The 16,695-nt window shown below is 72.3% G+C and carries 14 protein-coding genes; 7 read left to right on the plus strand and 7 right to left on the minus strand.

The features are described 5' to 3' along the window. Positions 1-123 precede the first annotated feature (123 nt). Positions 124-1,947: a phosphoenolpyruvate carboxykinase (GTP) gene (locus IE294_RS21705; RefSeq protein WP_189888623.1), complete on the minus strand. Its 1,824-nt coding sequence runs from the start codon at positions 1,945-1,947 to the stop codon at positions 124-126. Between the two features lie 280 nt (positions 1,948-2,227). On the opposite strand from IE294_RS21705, the gene trhA reads away from it, so the two are divergent. From trhA to IE294_RS21720, 3 genes are all read left to right on the plus strand, one after another. Beyond that, a complete protein-coding gene (gene trhA, locus IE294_RS21710) occupies positions 2,228-2,941 on the plus strand; it encodes a PAQR family membrane homeostasis protein TrhA (RefSeq protein ID WP_189888625.1) in 714 nt (237 codons plus the stop codon). Positions 2,942-3,312: 371 nt separating this feature from the next. Then, a complete protein-coding gene (locus IE294_RS21715) occupies positions 3,313-3,945 on the plus strand; it encodes a TetR/AcrR family transcriptional regulator (RefSeq protein WP_189888627.1) in 633 nt (210 codons plus the stop codon). A gap of 33 nt (positions 3,946-3,978) precedes the next feature. Next, a complete protein-coding gene (locus IE294_RS21720; RefSeq protein WP_189888629.1) occupies positions 3,979-4,689 on the plus strand; it encodes a Mut7-C RNAse domain-containing protein in 711 nt (236 codons plus the stop codon). Positions 4,690-4,747: 58 nt separating this feature from the next. Here IE294_RS21720 and IE294_RS21725 read toward each other — a convergent pair whose 3' ends face one another. Further along, positions 4,748-6,781: a thioredoxin domain-containing protein gene (locus IE294_RS21725; RefSeq protein WP_189888631.1), complete on the minus strand. Its 2,034-nt coding sequence runs from the start codon at positions 6,779-6,781 to the stop codon at positions 4,748-4,750. Between the two features lie 238 nt (positions 6,782-7,019). Between IE294_RS21725 and IE294_RS21730 the strand changes: the two genes are divergently transcribed. After that, the gene (locus IE294_RS21730; RefSeq protein WP_189888633.1) at positions 7,020-10,226 is read left to right on the plus strand and encodes a tetratricopeptide repeat protein; all 3,207 of its coding nucleotides are present in this window, start codon (positions 7,020-7,022) and stop codon (positions 10,224-10,226) included. Between the two features lie 10 nt (positions 10,227-10,236). On the opposite strand, the gene IE294_RS21735 is transcribed toward IE294_RS21730, so the two are convergent. Together IE294_RS21735 and mca are read right to left on the minus strand one after the other, a co-directional pair. After that, complete coding sequence (locus IE294_RS21735; RefSeq protein WP_189888635.1) at positions 10,237-10,485, minus strand: hypothetical protein; 249 nt, start codon at positions 10,483-10,485, stop codon at positions 10,237-10,239. Next, positions 10,478-11,359 carry a mycothiol conjugate amidase Mca gene (gene mca, locus IE294_RS21740; protein ID WP_078611806.1) on the minus strand — a complete coding sequence of 294 codons (882 nt, stop codon included), beginning with the start codon at positions 11,357-11,359 and terminating at the stop codon, positions 10,478-10,480. The genes IE294_RS21735 and mca overlap by 8 nt, the downstream gene beginning before the upstream one ends. Before the next feature lie 158 nt (positions 11,360-11,517). Here mca and IE294_RS21745 point away from each other — a divergent pair, with 158 nt between their 5' ends. Both IE294_RS21745 and greA read left to right on the plus strand, forming a co-directional pair. Continuing rightward, positions 11,518-11,916 carry a DUF4307 domain-containing protein gene (locus IE294_RS21745; RefSeq protein ID WP_189888637.1) on the plus strand — a complete coding sequence of 133 codons (399 nt, stop codon included), beginning with the start codon at positions 11,518-11,520 and terminating at the stop codon, positions 11,914-11,916. A gap of 200 nt (positions 11,917-12,116) precedes the next feature. Further along, complete coding sequence (greA, locus tag IE294_RS21750; protein ID WP_189888639.1) at positions 12,117-12,614, plus strand: transcription elongation factor GreA; 498 nt, start codon at positions 12,117-12,119, stop codon at positions 12,612-12,614. A 111-nt stretch (positions 12,615-12,725) separates the two neighbouring features. Here greA and IE294_RS21755 read toward each other — a convergent pair whose 3' ends face one another. The 3 genes from IE294_RS21755 to ilvA form a co-directional block, all read right to left on the minus strand. Continuing rightward, positions 12,726-13,577 (minus strand): ABC transporter permease, encoded by an 852-nt coding sequence (locus tag IE294_RS21755; RefSeq protein ID WP_189888641.1) that lies wholly within the window; start codon positions 13,575-13,577, stop codon positions 12,726-12,728. Continuing rightward, positions 13,574-14,557, minus strand: a complete 984-nt coding sequence (locus tag IE294_RS21760; protein ID WP_189888643.1) for an ATP-binding cassette domain-containing protein — start codon at positions 14,555-14,557, stop codon at positions 13,574-13,576. The genes IE294_RS21755 and IE294_RS21760 overlap by 4 nt, the downstream gene beginning before the upstream one ends. 228 nt (positions 14,558-14,785) lie before the next feature. Beyond that, a complete protein-coding gene (gene ilvA / locus IE294_RS21765) occupies positions 14,786-16,015 on the minus strand; it encodes a threonine ammonia-lyase (RefSeq protein ID WP_189888645.1) in 1,230 nt (409 codons plus the stop codon). A gap of 162 nt (positions 16,016-16,177) precedes the next feature. On the opposite strand from ilvA, the gene IE294_RS21770 reads away from it, so the two are divergent. Beyond that, the gene (locus IE294_RS21770) at positions 16,178-16,684 is read left to right on the plus strand and encodes a MarR family winged helix-turn-helix transcriptional regulator (RefSeq protein WP_171159750.1); all 507 of its coding nucleotides are present in this window, start codon (positions 16,178-16,180) and stop codon (positions 16,682-16,684) included. The last annotated feature ends 11 nt before the right edge of the window (positions 16,685-16,695 follow it).

The following is a 16,695-nucleotide window of genomic DNA, read 5'->3' on the forward strand; positions in this document are numbered from 1 at the left end:
GGAGCGCGCACGACCGGGCCCCGCACGCCGCCCGGCGGGGCCCGGTGGGCTGTTCACCGCGGCCGGTCGTGACGATCGCTGGTCAGGGCACGGCGACCGGCCGCGGGGTCATCGGTGGGCGGCTCAGCCCAGGCGCTCCACCAGCGCCCGGCACTGGTCCCACAGCTCCTTCGGGGTGTGGTCGCCGAAGGTGTCCAGGTGCCCGGGGATCAGCGCGGCCTCCTCGCGCCAGACCTCCTTGTCGACCGTGAGCAGGAACTCCAGGTCGGACTCGGACAGTTCGAGGCCGTCGGTGTCCAGGGCGTCCTTCGCCGGCAGGATGCCGATCGGCGTCTCGACGCCCTCGGCCCTGCCCTCCAGCCGCTCCACGATCCACTTCAGGACCCGGGAGTTCTCGCCGAAGCCCGGCCAGACGAACCGGCCCTCGTCGTTCTTCCGGAACCAGTTGACGTAGTAGATCTTCGGCAGCTTGGACTGGTCCTTGTCCTTGGCGACGTCGACCCAGTGGGCCATGTAGTCGCCCATGTTGTAGCCGCAGAACGGCAGCATCGCGAACGGGTCGCGGCGCAGCTCGCCGACCTTGCCCTCCGCCGCGGCGGTCTTCTCGGAGGCCACGTTGGCGCCGAGGAAGACGCCGTGGTTCCAGTCGAAGGACTCCGTCACCAGCGGCACCGCCGTCGCGCGGCGCCCGCCGAAGAGGATCGCCGAGATCGGCACGCCCTTCGGGTCCTCCCACTCGGGCGCGATGATCGGGCACTGCGAGGCCGGCACGGTGAAGCGGGCGTTGGGGTGGGCGGCCGGGGTCGCGGACTGCGGCGTCCAGTCGTTGCCCTTCCAGTCGGTCAGGTGGGCCGGGGACTCCTCGGTCATGCCCTCCCACCACACGTCGCCGTCGTCGGTGAGCGCGACGTTGGTGAAGACCGCGTTGCCCCACAGGGTCTTCATCGCGTTGGCGTTGGTGTGCTCGCCGGTGCCGGGCGCGACGCCGAAGAAGCCGGCCTCGGGGTTGATCGCATACAGCCGGCCGTCCTCGCCGAACCGCATCCAGGCGATGTCGTCGCCGATGGTCTCCACCGTCCAGCCGGAGACGGTGGGCTCCAGCATGGCGAGGTTGGTCTTGCCGCAGGCGGAGGGGAAGGCGGCGGCGACGTACTTGGACTCGCCCTGCGGCGGAGTGAGCTTGAGGATCAGCATGTGCTCGGCCAGCCAGCCCTCGTCGCGGGCCATGACGGAGGCGATGCGCAGGGCGTAGCACTTCTTGCCGAGCAGGGCGTTGCCGCCGTAGCCGGAGCCGTAGGACCAGATCTCCCGCGACTCGGGGAAGTGCGAGATGTACTTGGTCTGGTTGCAGGGCCAGGGGACGTCCTGCTGGCCGGGCTCCAGCGGGGCGCCGAGCGTGTGGACGGCCTTGACGAAGAAGCCCTGGTCGCCGAGCTCGTCCAGGACAGCCTGGCCCATGCGCGTCATCGTGCGCATCGAGACGGCGACGTACGCGGAGTCGGTGATCTCCACGCCCAGCGCGGACAGCGGGGAGCCGAGCGGGCCCATGCAGAAGGGCACGACGTACATGGTCCGGCCCCGCATGGAGCCGCGGAACAGGCCCTGGTCGCCGGTGAAGATCTCCCGCATCTCGGCGGGGGCCTTCCAGTGGTTGGTCGGGCCCGCGTCCTCCTCCTTCTCCGAGCAGATGAAGGTCCGGTCCTCGACGCGCGCGACGTCGGACGGGTCGGAGGCGGCGTAGTAGGAGTGGGGGCGCTTGACCGGGTCGAGTTTCTTGAACGTTCCCTTGGCGACCAGTTCCTCGCACAGCCGCTCGTACTCGGCCTCGGAGCCGTCACACCAGACCACGCTGTCCGGCTGCGTCAGTTCAGCGATCTCGTTGACCCACGAGATCAGTTCCTGGTGGTGGGTGGGGACGACGGTGGGAGCCGCGATGTCGCGCGCCACGATTGCTCCTAAGTGAGGGATTTTTTGTGTTCTCGCCCCGTGGGGGCCGCGACCCGGATGCTTCGTAGCCTGCTCATCCGGTGCCGACCGCACTCATTTGATCATCCGAGTCTAGTGCCCATCTGTCCAGAGGGCATCACAAGTGAGCGGCGTGAGGAATGCCACGGTCACCACGACTCTTTGCGTCCACGTTGGGTTCAGCTGAAGGACTTTTTGCCGGATGACCTGATTGAACGTGCATTGATGAGCGACTTACGGCAGCGTCGGTACCATGCGGACCATGACTGCGTCCGCCTCCGACGCGCCCACGGACACGCCGGCCGCCGGCCGTGGTCCCGTGGCGCTCTCCCTGCCGCATCCGGTCAAGCCCAGGCTCCGCGGCTGGCTGCACCTCGGCATGTTTCCGGCCGTACTCATCGCGGGCCTCGTGCTCACCGCCCTCGCCGACTCGACCAGAGGCCGCGTCGCCTGCGGCATCTACGCCCTGACGGCCTGCCTCCTCTTCGGCGTCAGCGCGCTCTACCACCGGGGCAACTGGAGCCCCCGCATGGACGGCGTGCTGCGCCGCCTCGATCACGCCAACATCTTCCTGATCATCGCGGGTACCTACACCCCGCTGACCCTGCTGCTCCTGCCCGGCGCCAAGGGCCAGTGGCTGCTGTGGGGCATCTGGGCCGCCGCGGCGGCCGGCATCGTCTTCCGCGTCTTCTGGGTCGGCGCCCCGCGCTGGCTGTACACGCCCTGCTACATCGCGATGGGCTGGGCTGCCGTCTTCTTCCTGCCCGACTTCCTGCGCACGGGCGGCATCGCCGTCCTGGTCCTGGTGGTCGTCGGCGGCCTGCTCTACAGCGCCGGCGGCGTGATCTACGGCATCAAGCGCCCGAACCCGTCACCGCGCTGGTTCGGCTTCCACGAGGTCTTCCACTCCTTCACCCTCGCCGCGTTCGCCGTCCACTACGTCGGGATCTCGCTGGTGGCGTACCAGCACGCGTAACCCTCCCCGCTCGCCTTCCCCGGCCACGGCTCACCCGAGCCGTGGCCGTTCTCATGTCCCTGCCGACCACGGCGGAGCGGCCCGGGGCCGCCACGGGCCGGCGCACTGTCCGGTGGTGCCCGCCTCCGCCGCGCTGCCCGGCAGCCTCCTCGCAGGCGTGTTCCGGGACCGGCTCGGCGTGGCCGGGCCGCCCTCCGGTGCCGCGCACACCGCCGGGGTGTCCTTGGTGGCCGCCCACCTGGTCGCCGCCAGGACCGGCTCGGCCCGTCTCGCGGCCACGGCGGACGCACCGGCCGCCCGGCGCCCGGCCCGGCCCGGGAGGATTCCCCGGCCGTGGCCCCCACCACGGCCGATGCCGGACAATGACCGGCATGACGCCCGCACGTTCCCCGCTCTCCCCCGCCGACCGCCCCCAGCTGGGCCTGCGTGAACGCAAGAAGATCAAGACGCGCGAGGCGATCCGCGCCGCGACCTACGCGCTGATCGAGGAGCAGGGTTACGACGCCACGACGATCGACCAGATCGCCGACCGGGCCGAGGTGTCACCGTCGACCGTCTTCCGGTACTTCCCGACCAAGGAGGACATCGTCCTCACGGGCGAGTACGACCCGCTGATGCCGGAGGAGGTGCGCGCCCGGCCCGCGGGAGAGCCGTGGACGGACTCGGTACGGCACGTGGTGCACCTGGCCGTCGACACGATGATGGCGGAGGACCCCGACGCGGTGCGGGTGCGGGCGCACCTCGCGGTCCAGATCCCCGCCGTCCGGTCCCGGATGGTCGAGAGCATGTCGGAGAGCGGGCGCCTGCTGCGCGCGGCCCTCGCCGAACGCTCCGGGCTGGCCGCGGACAGCCTCGAAGTGCGCGTCTACGCGACGGCCCTGGTCGGCGGTCTGATGGAAGTCAGCATGTCCTGGGCGGAGAACGGCTTCCAGGACGACCTGCGCGACCTGCTGGACCGGGCCCTGGACGTCCTGGAGCACGGCCTCCCCGCCGGAAATCCCTGAGGCCACGGACCGCTCCCGTGACATCCTGACCGGGTGAACGGTCCCGAGATCCACGTCGAGTTCGCCCCCGAGCTGGCCCTGTTCGTCCAGCGGAAACCGCACCGGACGCTCGTCACCGACGGAGTCTCGTCCCTCGGCCATGTCGTCGAGTCCCTCGGGGTACCGCTCACCGAGGTCGGCGCGCTGGTCGTGGACGGCCGCGAGGTACCGCCCTCGCACATCCCGAAGCCGGCCGAGCGGCTGGTCGTCCGGCCGGTGGAACGCCCCCAGCGGGTGCCCGGCGCACCCCTCCGCTTCCTCCTCGACGTCCACCTCGGCACGCTGGCCCGCCGGCTGCGGCTGCTCGGCGTGGACACGGCGTACGAGTCGACGGACATCGGCGACCCGGCGCTCGCCGCCCGCTCGGCGGCCGAGAAGCGGGTCATGCTCAGCCGTGACCGGGGCCTGCTGCGCCGCCGGGAACTGTGGGCCGGCGCGTTCGTCTACAGCACCCGCCCCGACGACCAGCTCCACGACGTCCTCGACCGCTTCGCCCCCGACCTGAGCCCCTGGACCCGCTGCACCGCCTGCAACGGCCTGCTGAGACAGGCCACCAAGGACGAGGTCGCCGCCCAGCTCAAGCACGGCACCCAACGCTCCTACGACGTCTTCGCCCAGTGCACGGCCTGCGGCCGGGCGTACTGGAAGGGCGCGCACCACGACCAGCTGGAAGCCATCGTGGCGCGTGCCCTGGAGAAGCGCTGACGCTTCCTCATGGCCCGGCGGTCCACGGCCGGGTCCGCCGGGCCGGCGGCCGGGGCTCTCAGGGCGCGGTCAGCTTCGTGCGCAAGGCGTCCGGGTCCGTCACCGGCAGGTCACAGACGAAGCCGCGGCAGACGTACGCGGTCGGCGCGCCGTCGATGAGGGTGCGGTCGGCGAGCAGCGGGAACTCCTCGCTGCCCGGGGTGCCGCAGGCGACGACGGCCCCCGGGGCGGTGCTCAGCAGCGCCGTCCGGTGCAGGGCCGCCGTCCGCTCGTCGTCCGGGGCCGGTCCGACGACCGCCACCTCGCGCGGCCCGTCGAGCAGCGCCTCGGCGACGGCCAGCCCCCATCCGATGAACCGGGGCACGCGCGGCCCGAGCGTCTTCACGACCCCCAGCGCCCGCTCGGCGGCGGCCCGGTGCGGCTCGGAGCCGGTGTGGGCGGCGTAGCTCAGCAGCGCGCCGGCCGCGGCGGTCCAGCCGGAGGGGGCGGCGTTGTCGGTGGGGTCCTGGGGCCGGCGGATGAGCTGCTCGGCGTCGGACGCGGTGTCGTACAGGGCACCGGTCCCGGTGTCGGTGAAGCGGGCCAGGACGTGGTCGAGCAGCAGTCCGGCGAAGTCGAGCCAGACGCCCTCGCCGGTCACGGAGGCGAGCGCGAGGAAGCCCTCGGCGACGTCGGCGTAGTCCTCCAGCACCCCCGCGTTCGGGCCGACCCGGCCGTCCTTGCTGGTGCGGGCGAGCCGCCCGTGTTCGTCCAGGTGGACGCGGACCAGCAGGTCGGCGGCGGCCACGGCGGCCTCGGTGAGGTCCGGCCGGTCGAAGCAGGCGCCGGTCTCGGCGAGCGCGGCGATGGCGAGCCCGTTCCAGGCGGCCACGACCTTGTCGTCCCGGCCGGGCGCGGGGCGCCGCGCCCGGGCGGCGAGGAGCCGGTCCTTGACGGAGGCGATCTTCTCGGCCTCGAACACGCCTTCCGCCTGCGGGAGTTGCAGGACGGACTGGCCGTGCTCGAAGGTGCCCTCGTCCGTCACGCCGAAGTACTGGGCGGCGAGTTCGGCGTCGTCTCCGAGGGCCTCACGCAGCTGATCGGGCCGCCAGACGTAGTACGCCCCCTCGACGTGCCGCCCGCTGCCGTCGTCGCTGTCGGCGTCGAGGGCGGAGGCGAACCCGCCCTCGGCGGTGCGCAGTTCACGGAGCAGGAACTGGGCGGTGTCCAGCGCGACCCGCCGGGCGAGGTCCGAGCCGGTGGCCCGCCACAGGTGGGTGTACACCCGGCAGAGCAGGGCGTTGTCGTACAGCATCTTCTCGAAGTGCGGCACGACCCAGTCGCGGTCCACCGAGTACCGGGCGAACCCGCCGCCGAGCTGGTCGTAGATGCCGCCCCTGGCCATCCGCTCACACGTGTCCCGGGCCATCTGGAGCGCGCCCTCTGCACCGGTGCGCGCGTGATGGCGGAGCAGGAACTCCAGCACCATGGACGGCGGGAACTTCGGCGCGCCGCCGAATCCGCCGCGCTGCGGGTCGTACTCGCGGGTGAGCCCGAGCAGGGCCTGCGCGAGTTCCTGCTCGCCGGGCGCCTCGGCGGCCTGCCGGACGATCTCCCGCTGGGCGAGATCGCGGACGATCTTCCCGGCGACGTCGGCGACCTCGTCCCGGCGGGTGGTCCAGGCCTGCTGGACACCCTCCAGCACCTGCCGGAAGGAGGGCATGCCGTGCCGGGGCGCGGGCGGAAAGTAGGTGCCGAAGTAGAACGGCTCCGCGTCCGGGGTGAGGAACACGGTCATGGGCCAGCCGCCGTGCCCGGTGGCCGCCTGGACGGCCTCCATGTAGACGGCGTCCACGTCCGGCCGCTCCTCGCGGTCGACCTTGACGCTGACGAAGTGCTCGTTGAGGTAGTCGGCGGTGGCCTGGTCCTCGAAGGACTCGTGGGCCATCACATGGCACCAGTGGCAGCTGCTGTATCCGACGCTCAGCAGGACGGGCCTGCCGGTCCTGCGGGCCTCGTCGAAGGCGTCGCCGGACCACGGCCACCAGTCGACGGGGTTGTCCGCGTGCTGGAGCAGGTACGGGGACGTCTCATGGGCCAGTCGATTCGGCATGACCCCATCCTGCCGCAGCGATCCCCCCGCGGAACGCCAGGCCCGGACGGCAACCGTCGGTTTCGCCGGACCGGCGGGCGCCGGGCGGCGCCGTGGGGCGCGGCTCCCGGACCTGGCCGGCCCGGAGGCAGTCGGCACGAAACCCTCACCACCCCCGCTGATCGCCACCCCCTCGCCATCCCGCCTTCCCCGAAGGACACTCGTACGCGACGGAGTTGCCGCCGGAGGGGGACGGGACATGCGCGACGGTCATCGGGCGGAGGCCGAGCGGCTGCTGGTGCGGGCCGTGGAGGAGGAGGTACGGCGTTCGGGCGGCCGGATCGACGGTGAGCTGCTGCTGTCGCGGGCGCGCGGCGCGCTGGACACGATGGCGGGAGCGGCCGGCGAGGAGTACGAGGTCTACACCCGCGCCCTGGACGAGGCGGAGGCCGGCCGGCTGACCTTCGGCCAGCGGTACGCGCGCGAAGGCGCCGGAACGGCCCTGCTCGTCGCGGCGGTCGCCGCCGTCGCCGCCGCCGTCGCCGACCTGACCCTCGGCACCGGTACCGGCACGGCCCTCGGCGCGGGCGTCACCGCGGGCGCGGTGGGCGCCGCGGCGACGGTGGTGAAGGTGGCCGGCGCGCATCTGCCCGCCGCCCACCACCGCGCGGGCGCGGCCGGCCAGCCCGGCGGCCCGGAGCAGTTGCGGTTGCAGTGGCTGACCGCGCTGGAGGTGCGGGGCATCCGCCCGTTCCTCGACCAGCAGCGGGTGCTCAGCGCCTCCACCGGCGCCAAGAAGAAGGGCGGTGGCCCGGCGCTGCGCGGCGCGGACAAGAGCGCGGCGGCCCGCCGGCGTTCGGTGCTGGAGCAGTCCTTCGGGCAGCTCCCGGACGCCGACGGCCCGTTCGCGGGACGCCGGGCGGAGCTGGGGCGGATCAGACAGTGGGCGCAGGCGGCGCGCGCGGCCACCGAGACCCGGCCGACGCTGGTGGTGCTGCACGGCGAGCCCGGCTCCGGCCGGACCACGCTCGCGGTGCGCGCGGCGCACGAGCTGCGGGACCACTTCCGGGGCGCGGTGGTGGTGGACCTGCGCGGCGCCAGCCGGGGGGAAGCGCCGCTGTCCACCCGGGACGCCCTGCTGCACCTGCTCAACCGGCTGGGCGCGCCCCGCGAGCAGCTGCTGTTCCGGGAGCGGTCCTCCCCCGACCAGCAGGTCAAGCGGCTCGCCGAGCTGTACCACCGGCACCTGACCGGACTGCCGGTGACGATCGTGCTGGACGACGCCTCGGACCCGGAGCAGGTGCGCGCCCTGGTGCCGGAGCGCTCCGACAGCCTGGTGCTGGTCACCGCCCGCTCCCCCCTCGACCTGCCCGCCGACCTGCCGGCCTGGGTGCACGAGCTGCCCGTCCCGGCGCTGGACGCGGCGGGCGCCGAGGAGTTGCTGGGCGCGGCGGCCGAGGACGCGTCGGGGCCGTACGACGCCGACTCCGCCGACCGGATCCGGGAGCTGTGCGGCGGGCTGCCGCTGGCGCTGCGGGTCGCGGGCTCGGCACTGGGCCCGCGCTCACCCCGGCAGCTGGCCGCGGACCTGGGCGCGTACGGCCCGGTGGAGCCGGTGGAGCGGGCACTGTGGCTGCGCTACACCGACCAGCCGGAGCCCACCCGCCGGCTGCTGCGCAGGCTCGCCCTGGCGGGCCGGGCCTCGCTGGGCGCGGCGGCGGCGGCCTCGCTGCTGGCCACCGACGAGCCCGAGGCCACCCGGCATCTGGTGGCGCTCGCCCGGGCGGGCCTGATCGACCATGTGCGCGGCAGCCGCTACCGGCTGCACGACCTGGTGCGGGCCTTCGCGCACGCCCGGCTGCTGGACGAGGAGGACCCGGCCGAACGCGCGGCGGCGCAGGAGCGGCTGATCGTGAACTACGCGGAGCTGGCCGACTCGGTGCTGCGCCTGGTCGACGGGAACATGTCGACGCGGTCGAACCAGTTCGGCTCGCACGGCTTCCCCTCGCTCGACGAGGCCCTGCGCTGGCTGGACGACGAGTCCAGCTTCATCACGGCGGCCCTGCGGCAGGCGGAGGGCGTGGACCAGGCGGCCGTGCTGAACCTGCTGGGCGCGCTGTGCGACTACTGCCTGCTGCGCGGCGACCTGTACCGGCTCGGTGAGATCAGCGAGCTGGCGCAGTCGGTGGACCAGGGGCTGCTGGTGCGCTCGGTGCAGTGGCGTACCGGCATCGCGGCCCGGCAGCTCGGCGAGCTGGACACGGCGAGGACCACGCTGACCTCGGTCGTGGGCCTGTACCGGGAGGCCCGCCATGACGCGGGGGCGGCCCGCGCGCTGACCTCGCTGGGGATCACGCTGCACCACCAGGGCAACCTCGGCGAGGCGGCGGCCAGGCTCCAGGAGGCCCTGGATCTCCAGGCGGCGCCGGAGCTGGCGACGGACCGGGCGTGGACGATGCACGCGCTGGCGGCCGTCCAGCGGGACCGGGCCCGGCTGGCTCAGGCGCTGGACCTGCTCACCCGCTCCCTGGTCCTGCACCGCGAGGGAGGCTCGGTGCACGGCGAGGCCTGGGCGCACTTCCAGCTCGGCCAGCTGGCCCTGCGACTGGGGGACGTCCCGCGTGCGGAGACGGAGCTGCGGGCGGCCCTGGAGCGGTACGGCAGGACGCAGGACGCCCGCGGCGAGGCGTGGGCGCTGACCCAGCTGGCCCGGGCCCGGCTGGTGGCCGGTGACGCGTCCGCGGCCGTGGAGAGCCTGCGCCAGGGGGTGCCCCGGCACCGGGAGAACGAGGACGCGCGCGGCGAGGCGTGGACGCTGTACTACCTGGGGCAGGCGCTGGAGGAGACCGGCGAGCTGGACCAGGCGGTGCGCGACCTGGAGCGGTCCCGGACGATGTTCTCCCGGATCCGGGACGTGTACGGCCTGGCCTGCGCCCGGCACCACTCGGCGCGGGCGACCCGGGACCAGCGGGCCGCGCGGACCGGCTCGCTGCGCAACTCCGGCTTCGCCCGTCAGCTCCTGGTGGACGCGCGCGCCGACTTCCAGCGGATCGGCGTCGCCCACGGCGAGGCCTGGACCTGCCTGGAGCTGGCCGTGGTGGACGCGGGCAACGCGCGGACGCAGCAGGCGCTGGCGCTGTGCGACGAGGCGCTCACCCTGTTCACGTCCTACGGCGACCGGCGCGGCGAGGACTGGGCCCGCTTCCTGCGCTGCACCCTGCTGCCGTACGCGGCGCCGGGCGGGGTGGAGGTGGGCACGGCCGTCGCCCAGGAGGAGCTGGCCCAGCTGGCCCGCGTCTCGCATCCGCTGCGGGACGAGAAGCTGGAGGACTACGTCTCGGCGTACGCCCTGCTGCTGGAGCGGGGCGTCCAGCTGGAGGCCGGCTGGCAGGCCTGGCGGCTGCGCATGACTCCGGACCGCCACGCCCGGGAGGTGATGGGGGTGGCGGTGCCGGCGGGACGCTGACCCCGGCGGGTCAGCGCTGCTGGGCCGCCGAGTCGGCCTGTTCCCGGGCCTTCTCCGCGTCGGCGTCCGGGGCCTCCTTGAAGTCGACCTTCTGCATGTGCTTGCTCATCGACTTCATCAGGCCCCACACGGCCACGGCCATCACCGCGAAGACGATGAAGCCGAGAACGCCGGGGGTGACCTTGTTCTCGTCCACCTCCTTGGCGAGGGGGACGAGATGCGTCACTGCCAGGCTCACGCTTGCGCTCATGTCAGGCATTGTCCCGGATGCCCGCGAAGAGGTCGTCCTCGGGGAGGGAGGTATCGACCAGAGACTTCGCCAGCTCGTACTCCTCCGTCGGCCAGACCTCCTTCTGGAGCTCCAGCGGCACCTTGAACCAGCCGCCGTCCGGGTCGATCTGCGTGGCGTGGGCGATCAGCGCCTTGTCGCGGATCTCGAAGAAGTCCGCGCACGGGATGTGCGTGGTCAGGGTGCGCTCGGTGCGCTCCATCTCGTTCCACCGCTTGAGCCACTCCCCGTAGGGCGACTCCAGGCCGCGGTCGAGCATGGCCTGGTGCAGCGCCTCGGTGCGGGGGCGGTTGAAGCCCTGGTTGTAGTAGAGCTTCAGCGGCTGGTAGGCGGGGCCGAACTCGTCCTCGGGGTACTTCTCGGTGTCCGCCGCGCCCTCGAACGCCACCATGGAGATCTTGTGGGTCATGATGTGGTCGGGGTGCGGGTAGCCGCCGTTCTCGTCGTAGGTGGTGATCACCTGCGGGCGGAAGGAGCGGATCTGCTTGACCAGCTCACCGGCCGCCTTGTCGACGTCCTCCAGGGCGAAGCAGCCCTCGGGCAGCGGCGGCAGCGGGTCGCCCTCCGGCAGGCCCGAGTCGACGAAGCCGAGCCATTCCTGCTTGACGCCGAGGATCTCCCGGGCCTCGTCCATCTCCTTGCGGCGCACCTCGTGGATGTGCTCCTCGATGTAGGTGTCGCCCTGGAGCTTCGGATTGAGGATGGACCCGCGCTCTCCGCCGGTGCAGGTCACCACCAGCACGTCCACCCCCTCGGACACGTACTTCGCCATGGTGGCCGCGCCCTTGCTCGACTCGTCGTCGGGGTGCGCGTGAACGGCCATCAGTCGCAGCTGGTCAGTCAAGACTCAATCCTCGGTAAGTCGGCGCCCCGCGTCTTGGGGTGCAGTCAAACAGGTGCCGCCCCGAAGGGGCGTCCCGGAGGGGCCGTGGTCGGGCGGCGGGCGGGCGGCTTCTATAGTGACCGAATCGGGGGGCGAATAATTCCGCGGAGAGGACGATCATGAGTACCGCGAGCACGCGGCTGCCCGAGGGCCGCTATGGCCGTTCCTCGGACCAGCGCGCCGACCGCAAGCTCAGGATCGCCGGTTCGGTGCTGGGCGCGGCCCTGCTCGCACTGATCGGCTATTTCGCCTACCACTACGTCGCGCAGAACGAGATCAGCGCCGAGGTCATCACCTTCCAGGCCTCCGACGACGCGGTCAAGGTGCATCTGGAGGTCCGCAAGGACGCCGGCGCGTCCGGCTACTGCACCGTCCGCTCCCAGTCGGCCGACGGCGCCGAGGTGGGCCGCGCGGACTTCCGCTTCTCCGGGTCGGCCACCCGGATCGACAAGGTGGTCACGCTCCGTACGACGGCGCAGGGGACGACGGCCGAACTGCTGGGCTGTCACGCCGACTGACACCCCGCGGACACGCGCGGCCACGCTCCGGGTTCACCCGGAATGCGTAGGCGCTGACCTGCGTTGATGTGATTCTGATGGCTTATGTCCTCCCCCTTCCGGTGTTGAATTGTTAGGCTCGTGGTTTCGCCCATCCCTGAGGGAACATTCTTCTGGGTAGGGCGATGCTTTGTATTCCCAGTACCGACGAGGAGCACCCTGTGACCCAGACCAGCGAGAACGTCACCTGGCTGACCCAGGAGGCGTACAACAAGCTCAGGGACGAGCTTGAGTACCTTACTGGTCCTGCGCGCACGGAGATCGCCGCCAAGATCGCGGCTGCGCGCGAGGAGGGCGACCTGCGCGAGAACGGCGGGTACCACGCGGCCAAGGAGGAGCAGGGCAAGCAGGAGCTGCGTGTGCGCCAGCTGACCCAGCTCCTCGAGAACGCCAAGGTCGGCGAGGCGCCGGCCGCGGACGGGGTCGTCGCGCCCGGCATGGTCGTCACGATCGCCTTCGATGGTGACGAGGACGACACGCTGACGTTCCTGCTCGCCTCGCGCGAGTACGCGAGCGCCGACATCGAGACCTACTCTCCGCAGTCGCCGCTCGGCACGGGCGTCATCGGCCACAAGGTCGGCGAGGACGCGGAGTACGAGCTGCCGAACGGCAAGAAGGCCTCGGTCCGGATCCTGAAGGCCGAGCCGTACACGGGCTGATCCCGGCCCCCTGGTCGGCTTCGGGCCCCCGGCGCTCTCAGAGCCGCCGGGGGCCTTGTCATGACCCGGGCCGTCCGTCGCACGGGCCCGCGCCCGCCGCCGGTCGTGCCGTCAGGCGGTCGCGGAGCGGTACTTGCGCACCGCGAGGGTGCGGAAGACCAGGATGATCAGGACCGACCAGATCAGCGAGGCCAGGACCGGGTGCTGCATGGGCCAGGCGTCGGGCGTACGGAAGCCCGGGGGGAGGTTGCCGAACAGCTCCCGGCAGGCCTGCACGGTGGCGCTGAACGGGTTCCACTCCGCTATGTGCCGCAGGAAGGCCGGCATCTGGTTCGCGTCCACGAAGGCGTTCGAGATGAACGTCAGCGGAAACAGCCAGATCAGGCCGCCCGAGGTCGCCGCCTCCGGGGTGCGCACGGACAGGCCGATGAGCGCGCCGATCCATGAGAACGCGTAGCCGAGCAGCAGGAACAGGGCGAATCCGGCGAGCACCTTGCCGAAGTTCTCGTGCGTGCGCCAGCCGACCAGCACGGCGACGACCGCGAGGACGAGCAGGGTCAGCGCCGTCTGGACCAGGTCGGCGAGGGTGCGCCCGGTCAGGACCGCGCCGCGCGCCATGGGCAGGGAGCGGAACCGGTCGATGAGGCCCTTGTGCATGTCGTCGGCGATGCCCGCGCCGGCGCCCGCCGTGGCGAACGTGACGGTCTGGGCGAAGATGCCGGCCATCAGGAACTCGCGGTAGGCCTGGGTGGAGTCGGACGAGCCGACCCGGATCGAGCCGCCGAACACGTAGGTGAACAGCACCACGAACATGATGGGCTGGATCAGCCCGAAGATCAGCATCTCGGGGATACGGCCCATGCGGATCAGGTTCCGGCGGGCTATGACCAGTGAGTCCCGGACGGATCTGCCCACGGGGTTGCCGGGCGCCGCGACGGGCGCGGTCTCGGTGACGGCACTCATTTCACGGCCTCCTTGCCGTTCCGCTCGTCCTGTTCGGCGCTCTCCGCCGCGTGTCCGGTCAGGGACAGGAAGACGTCGTCGAGGGTGGGGCGGCGCAGCCCGACGTCGTCCATCTCGATCCCGCGCGAGTCCAGCTCGCGGATGACCTCGGCGAGCAGCTTGGCGCCGCCGGTGACGGGGACCGTGAGCTTGCGGGTGTGCTCCTCGACCGATGGCTCGCCCTTGCCGAAGCCGCGCAGCACCTCCGCGGCGGCGGCTATCTCCTCCCGCTCGTGCACCACGACCTCGACACGCTCGCCGCCGGTGCGGGCCTTGAGCTGGTCGGACGTGCCCTTGGCGATGACCCGGCCGTGGTCGACGACCGCGATGTCATGGGCCAGGTGGTCGGCCTCTTCCAGATACTGCGTGGTGAGCAGCAGCGTCGTGCCGCTGGAGACGAGCTGTTTGATGACCTCCCACAGCTGCTGGCGGTTGCGCGGGTCGAGGCCCGTCGTCGGTTCGTCCATGAACATCACCGGGGGCGAGACCACGAGGGCCGCGGCGAGGTCCAGCCGGCGGCGCATGCCTCCGGAGTAGGTCTTGGCGGGACGGTCGGCGGCGTCGGCGAGGTGGAACTGCTCCAGCAGCTCCGTCGCGCGCGCCTTGGCCGCCTTCGCCCGCATCTGGTACAGCTGCCCGACCATCTGAAGGTTCTCCCGGCCGGTCAGGTACTCGTCGACCGCCGCGAACTGGCCGGACAGGCCGATCGAGCGGCGCACGGCGTCGGGGTGCCGCAGCACGTCCACGCCGGCGACCACCGCCTTGCCGCTGTCGGGGCGCAGCAGGGTCGTCAGGCAGCGGACGGCCGTCGTCTTGCCGGCGCCGTTCGGCCCGAGCAGGCCGAGGACCGTGCCCTCGGGCACGTCGAGGTCGACGCCGTCCAGTGCCCTTACGTCGCCGAAGGTCTTCACCAGGCCTTCGGCATAGATGGCACCTGGCATATGTGTCTCCACGTCGTCGGGGATTTTCGGGACGGATTCTTCGCAAAGGCTAGGTTTGTTCGCCGGGCCGCGCCCGGGGTTTTCGCGGATGCGATGCCGGTGCGCGACGGGTGCCGTGCGGGGGCGGGCGGGCAGGCCGGCGACCACACGACACACCATAACGCGATGTATCGCGTGCCTCAAGAGGCTTCGCTCGAACGGGTGGTGGCCGTGGTCGGCCGCTGGGGGTCAGGCCATGACGGTGTAGTCGGCGTCCCGCAGGGCCCGGCCGACCTCGGCGCAGTGCACCGGGCCCTTCGTCTCCAGGTGCAGCTCCACCTCGGCCTCCGTGAGACCGAGCCGGGGATCGGTGCGGACGTGGCTGACGTCGAGGACGTTGGCGTCGACCGCCGACAGCACCCCGAGCAGTGTGGCGAGCGCGCCCGGCCGGTCCGTCAGCCGTAGCCGGACGGCCAGGTAGCGGCCCTGCGCGGCCATGCCGTGCCGCAGCACCCGCTGCATCAGCACCGGGTCGACGTTGCCACCGGAGAGCACCGCGACGACCGGGCCCTCGAAGGCGTCCGGCGCGGCCAGCAGCGCCGCCACCGGGCTCGCCCCGGCCGGCTCCACGACCAGCTTGGCCCGCTCCAGGCAGAGCAGCAGCGCCGCCGACAACTGGTCCTCACTGACCGTGCGCACCTCGTCGACCAGCTCGTCGACGATCCCGAACGGCACCGCACCGGGCCGCCCCACCTTGATGCCGTCGGCCATCGTCGCCGGGTTCAGCAACGACATCGGGCGCCCGGCGGCCAGCGAGGGCGGGTAGCAGGCGGCCCCCTCCGCCTGCACGCCGACGATCCGCACGTCCGGCCGCAGCGCCTTCGCCGCCACCGCGATACCCGCCGCGAGCCCGCCGCCGCCCATGCCGACGACGATCGTGCGGACCTCCGGGCACTGCTCCAGGATCTCCAGGCCGACCGTGCCCTGGCCGGCGATCACGTCCGGGTGGTCGAAGGGGTGGATGAACACCGCGCCGGTCCCGGCGGCGTACTCCTGGGCGGCGGCCAGCGTCTCGTCGACCACCTGGCCGTGCAGGCGCACCTCGGCGCCGTAGTCCCGGGTCGCGCTGATCTTCGGCAGCGGCGCGCCCTTCGGCATGAACACCGTCGCGTGCACACCGAGCAGGGAGGAGGCCAGCGCGACGCCCTGCGCGTGGTTGCCGGCGCTCGCCGCCACCACACCGGCCGCCCGCTGCTCCGGCAGCAGCCCGGCGATCCGCACGTAGGCGCCGCGCAGCTTGAACGAGCCGGTCCGCTGGAGGTTCTCGCACTTCAGGTGCACGGGGGCGCCGACCAGCTGGGACAGGTGCCGGCTGCCCTCCATCGCGGTCACACGGGCCACCCCCGAGAGCATCTTCTGGGCGCCGCGCACATCGTCGAGGGTCACGGAGCGCAAGGAGTCAGCCGCGCGATAGCTCATGACTCCAGCATCGCAGTTCACGTTCGCGCACGGCGGGTGTGACCAAGCAGCGAGACCGGTTCGTGCAGCGCCGGTACGGCTCGGCGCCGGGCCGCGTACCCTGTCCCCCAACCCAGCAGCCCTTCATGAAGCGAGCCTCCGGCCATGCCCACAACACCTGAAATGTCGATGGACATGACGACCGTCGGTGACACCGGTCTCCTCGACACCCTCCAGCACGAGGTGGCGGTGTTCGCCCGCCGTGCCGAACAGACGCGGCTCGGCGGCGTCGGCCAGGTGCGCAACTCCATGGACCGCGCCGCGTACCTGCTGCTCAACCGGCTCGACAACGAAGGCCCGATGGGCGTCAAGGCGCTCGCCGCGAGCATGGGCATCGACTCCTCCACGGTCACCCGGCAGGTGGCGCCCCTGGTCGACACCGGGCTCGTCAAGCGCACCTCGCACCCGGAGGACGGGCGCGCGGTCGTGCTCCAGCTGTCGCCGCGCGGCGCCGCGCGGCTGGAGGAGGTGCGCTCGTCCCGGCGTCAGCTCATGGCCGAGCTGACACACGACTGGGCGCCGGAGGAGCGCGAGCAGTTCTGCACGCTCCTCACCCGCTTCAACCACGCGCTCTCCGCGCGGATGACGGTGCAGGGCGTTCCGGCGGCGGAGCAGCCCCCGGCCTCCTGACCGCGCACCGC

It is taken from the genome of Streptomyces canarius (assembly GCF_014650735.1).
GTDB lineage: Bacteria > Actinomycetota > Actinomycetes > Streptomycetales > Streptomycetaceae > Streptomyces > Streptomyces olivaceoviridis.

Bases quoted from the DNA above. Each gene is read 5' to 3' on its own strand.
- trhA (WP_189888625.1), top strand. From the start codon at position 2,228: ATGACTGCGTCCGCCTCCGACGCGCCCACGGACACGCCGGCCGCCGGC.
- IE294_RS21715 (WP_189888627.1), top strand. From the start codon at position 3,313: ATGACGCCCGCACGTTCCCCGCTCTCCCCCGCCGACCGCCCCCAGCTG.
- IE294_RS21725 (WP_189888631.1), bottom strand. From the start codon at position 6,781: ATGCCGAATCGACTGGCCCATGAGACGTCCCCGTACCTGCTCCAGCAC.
- IE294_RS21730 (WP_189888633.1), top strand. From the start codon at position 7,020: ATGCGCGACGGTCATCGGGCGGAGGCCGAGCGGCTGCTGGTGCGGGCC.
- IE294_RS21735 (WP_189888635.1), bottom strand. From the start codon at position 10,485: ATGCCTGACATGAGCGCAAGCGTGAGCCTGGCAGTGACGCATCTCGTC.
- IE294_RS21745 (WP_189888637.1), top strand. From the start codon at position 11,518: ATGAGTACCGCGAGCACGCGGCTGCCCGAGGGCCGCTATGGCCGTTCC.
- IE294_RS21755 (WP_189888641.1), bottom strand. From the start codon at position 13,577: ATGAGTGCCGTCACCGAGACCGCGCCCGTCGCGGCGCCCGGCAACCCC.
- IE294_RS21760 (WP_189888643.1), bottom strand. From the start codon at position 14,557: ATGCCAGGTGCCATCTATGCCGAAGGCCTGGTGAAGACCTTCGGCGAC.
- ilvA (WP_189888645.1), bottom strand. From the start codon at position 16,015: ATGAGCTATCGCGCGGCTGACTCCTTGCGCTCCGTGACCCTCGACGAT.
- IE294_RS21770 (WP_171159750.1), top strand. From the start codon at position 16,178: ATGTCGATGGACATGACGACCGTCGGTGACACCGGTCTCCTCGACACC.